At 73.5% G+C, this 3906-nt stretch carries 3 protein-coding genes and 1 pseudogene; 1 reads left to right on the top strand and 3 read right to left on the bottom strand.

What is annotated here, in order from left to right:
- The 3 genes and pseudogenes from ABZ281_RS41345 to ABZ281_RS41335 all read right to left on the bottom strand — a co-directional run.
- A partial coding sequence (locus ABZ281_RS41345) for an AzlD domain-containing protein (protein WP_356663088.1) occupies positions 1-211 on the bottom strand: 211 nt, incomplete at its 3' end.
- Positions 208-936, bottom strand: a complete 729-nt coding sequence (locus tag ABZ281_RS41340; RefSeq protein ID WP_356663087.1) for an AzlC family ABC transporter permease — start codon at positions 934-936, stop codon at positions 208-210. The genes ABZ281_RS41345 and ABZ281_RS41340, both read right to left, overlap by 4 nt.
- Positions 855-1790: pseudogene (locus ABZ281_RS41335) on the bottom strand (AraC family transcriptional regulator). Before ABZ281_RS41335 ends, ABZ281_RS41340 begins: the two are co-directional and overlap by 82 nt.
- A 61-nt stretch (positions 1791-1851) precedes the next feature.
- On the opposite strand from ABZ281_RS41335, the gene ABZ281_RS41330 reads away from it, so the two are divergent.
- Positions 1852-3906, top strand: a 2055-nt coding sequence (locus ABZ281_RS41330) for a DEAD/DEAH box helicase (protein WP_356663086.1), incomplete at its 3' end; no start/stop codon positions are given.

The raw sequence follows: 3906 nt of genomic DNA, 5'->3' as shown, positions 1-3906 counted from the left end.
CGACCCCGGCGGCCCGCGCGTCCATCACCAGCGTCCGGCCGACCGCGAACGTCTGCTCCGCCGTGACCGCCGCGAGCACCCCGACGCGCAACAGCGCGCCAAGACGCTTGACGACGGGCCGCTCCAGAGCCCCCGCGGGCACCAGGAGCCCGGCCAGTTTGACGGCGTAGCAGCCGAGGACCGTCGCCCCGATCGCGATCCAGACGTTCATCGCGCGTCCTCCTGTTCCCCGCGGCGGCGCCGGCCGTCCGTCAACAGCACGGCCGGCACCGCCCGGGCGGCCAGCAGGACCGGCACTCCGGCGGGCAGCACGGGCAGCAGCCCGAGCCCCAGCAGCACGGCTAGTCCGGCGACGGCCCGCTCGGTGCCGGTCTTCAGCGTCGGCGCGAGCAGCGCCAGAAACACCGCGGGTCCGGCGGCGTCCAGGCCCCACGCGTCCGTGTCCCCGATGGCCTCGGCGCCCATGGCACCGAGCAGCGTGGTGAGGTTCCACAGGAGGTACAGACTCAGCCCGGTCACGACGAACCCGAGCCGTGCGGCGCGGCGCGTGGGCTGGGCGAGCGCGACGGCGGCGGTCTCGTCGATCACCCACTGGGCGGCGACCGGCCGCACCGCGCGCGGGAGGGCGAGCAGCTGCGACAAGCGCAGGCCGTAGAAGGCGTTCCGCACGCCCAGGAAGAAGGCCCCGGCGGCGGCGGTGAACGGACCGCCCCCGGCGGCGAGGGCCCCCACCAGTGCGAACTGGGACGCGCCGGTGAACACCAGAAGACTGAGCGTGCACGTCTGCAGCAGCGTGAGTCCGCTGCCGGCCGATGTCACTCCGAAGGCGAACCCGGACAGCCCGACGGCCACCCCTACACCCAGGGCGTCGCGTACGACGGCCCGGTCCGCCTTCTCACCGATGTCTGCGTCTTCGAGAGCTGTCCCATCTGCCACGCCCCGCACGCTACGGGCCCCGGCTATCGCAGGTCTTGTACGTTCTTGCGCTCCCGCTGGTACGCCCCTGGCGGTACGCCGACCATCCGGCTGAAGTGCCGGTTGAGATGGGGCTGGTCGGTGAATCCGACGGTCACGGCGGCCTCGGAGGGAGTCGCCCCGGTGTCCAGCAACCGTCGCGCCCGGCGTACGCGCGCGTCCGTGAGCCAGGCGTGCGGCGGCATGCCGTAGGCGTCCCGGAAGGCGCGCAGCAAGGCGAACGGGCTGGTCCCGAGATCGGCCGCCAACTGTTCCAGGGTCGGTGGCCGTGCCATCCGCTCCTCCAGTACGCCACGCGCGCGTGCCGCGATCCGGGCGCCCGCGGCGCGCACCTCCCGCCGCGGCATGGGCCCGCCGTTCAACCGCAGCAGCCTGGTCACCGCCACCCGCAGCAGTGTGTCCGCGGCCAGCGCGTTGCCCTCGTCGGCGGCCCGCAGAACCTGGTGCACCAGACCCACGGCGTAGGGATCGTCCATCACCGGGCTGACGAACCCCGGCGTGCCGCGCAGCGTCGTCGTCTCGGCCGCGATCTCCGCCACCACGTCGACCGGCGGGTACACGGCCCCGTACCGCCACCCTTCGGGCACCCCGGCCCGCCCAGTGTGCGGCGTATCGGGATTCACCAGTGCGAGGGCCCCGGCCCCCGCGTACTGGTCGCCCCCTCCGTGGTGGAAGACCTCCACCCCGTCGGCGATGGCGGCGATCACGAAGTTCTCGTGCGTGTGCCGCACGAAGGTCTTGCGCACGTACCGGGCCCGCAGCAGATCCACCCCGGGCAGCTCGTCGTACCGCCAGTGCCGTGCGCGCTCGTTCATACGACCATTGTCCGCACGGCGGCGAAGCCCCGTTGTCAGTGCCGAGGTGCACGATGGACGCATGCCCAGCAATGCACACCGAGCCCTGGACGGCTTCTCACCCGCGACCCGCGCCTGGTTCACGGGTGCCTTCTCCGCGCCCACCTCGGCCCAGGCCGGTGCATGGCAGGCCATCCACGAGGGTTCGGACGTGCTGGTCGTCGCCCCCACCGGCTCCGGCAAGACCCTGGCCGCCTTCCTGGCCGCTCTCGATCAGCTGACCTCGACGCCTCCCCCGGCCGACCCCAAGAAGCGCTGCCGCGTCCTGTACGTCTCCCCGCTGAAGGCCCTGGCGGTGGACGTCGAGCGCAACCTGCGCAGCCCGTTGACCGGCATCCGCCAGGAGTCCGTGCGCCTCGGCCTGCCCGAGCCCGAGGTCAAGGTGGGCATCCGCTCGGGCGACACCCCCGCCGCCGAGCGCCGCGCGCTGTCCACCCGCCCGCCGGACATCCTGATCACGACGCCCGAGTCACTGTTCCTGATGCTGACCTCGGCCACCCGCGACGCCCTGACCGGCATCGACACGGTGATCCTCGACGAGGTGCACGCGGTCGCCGGCACCAAGCGCGGTGCCCATCTCGCGCTCTCCCTCGAGCGGCTGGACGACCTCCTGCCGAAGCCCGCCCGCCGCATCGGCCTCTCCGCGACGGTCCGCCCGGTCGACGAGGTCGCCCGGTTCCTCTCGCCGCGCCGCAAAGTGGAGATCGTCCAGCCGGAGTCGGGCAAGGAGTTCGACCTGTCCGTGGTCGTCCCGGTCGAGGACCTGGGCGAGCTGGGCGGCTCCCCGGTGGCGGACGGCCAGGAGGGCGCGGAACGTCCGTCCATCTGGCCGCACGTGGAGGAGCGGATCGCCGACCTCGTCCAGTCCCACCGCTCCACGATCGTCTTCGCGAACTCCCGCCGCCTCGCGGAGCGCCTCTGCAACCGCCTGAACGAGATCGCGTACGAACGGGCCACGGGCGAGCCCCTCGACGAGCACCACTCCCCCGCAGAGCTCATGGGCGGCTCAGGAGCGGCCCAGGGTGCCCCCCAGGTCATCGCCCGCGCCCACCACGGCTCGGTGTCCAAGGAACAGCGGGCCCTGGTCGAGGAGGACCTCAAGGCGGGGCGCCTGCCCGCGGTCGTGGCCACATCCAGCCTCGAGCTGGGCATCGACATGGGCGCGGTGGACCTGGTGGTCCAGGTCGAGTCGCCGCCCTCCGTCGCCTCGGGCCTGCAGCGGGTGGGCCGGGCGGGGCACCAGGTGGGCGCGGTCTCCACCGGTGTGGTCTTCCCGAAGTACCGCGGCGACCTGGTGCAGGCGGCGGTGGTCACCGAGCGCATGCGCACCGGCTCCATCGAGTCCCTCAGGGTCCCCGCGAACCCGCTGGACGTCCTGGCCCAGCAGGTGGTCGCGATGACGGCCCTGGACTCGTGGCAGTTCGACGACCTCCTCGCCGCCGTCCGCCGGGCCGCCCCCTTCGCCTCGCTGCCCGAGTCGGCCTTCACCGCGGTCCTCGACATGCTGGCAGGCCGCTACCCGTCCGATGCGTTCGCGGAGCTGCGCCCGCGCGTGGTGTGGGACCGGGTCACCGGGGAGATCACCGGCCGCCCCGGCGCGCAGCGCCTCGCCGTCACCTCCGGTGGCACGATCCCCGACCGCGGTCTCTTCGGCGTCTTCCTCGCGGGCGCCGACCCCAAGAAGGGCGGCGGCCGGGTCGGCGAGCTCGACGAGGAGATGGTCTACGAATCCCGCGTCGGCGACGTCTTCACGCTCGGCACCAGCTCCTGGCGCATCGAGGACATCACCCGCGACCGCGTCCTGGTCTCCCCGGCCCCGGGCGTGCCGGGCCGGCTGCCGTTCTGGAAGGGCGACCAGCTGGGCCGCCCGCTGGAACTGGGCCGGGCGGTGGGCGCGTTCCTGCGCGAGGTCGGATCGCTGCCCGAGGACGACGCCCGCCTCCGGCTCCTCGCCGCCGGCCTGGACGCGTGGGCCGCGGACAACGTGCTCTCCTACCTGGACGAGCAGCGCGAGGCCTGCGGCCACATCCCGGACGACCGGACGATCGTGGTGGAGCGCTTCCGGGACGAGCTCGGC

Origin of the sequence: Streptomyces sp. NPDC006265, from assembly GCF_040613555.1 — a bacterium.
Classification (GTDB): domain Bacteria; phylum Actinomycetota; class Actinomycetes; order Streptomycetales; family Streptomycetaceae; genus Streptomyces.
Note: the sequence above shows the minus strand (reverse complement) of the source record. Positions and strands in the feature narration are given on the sequence as shown.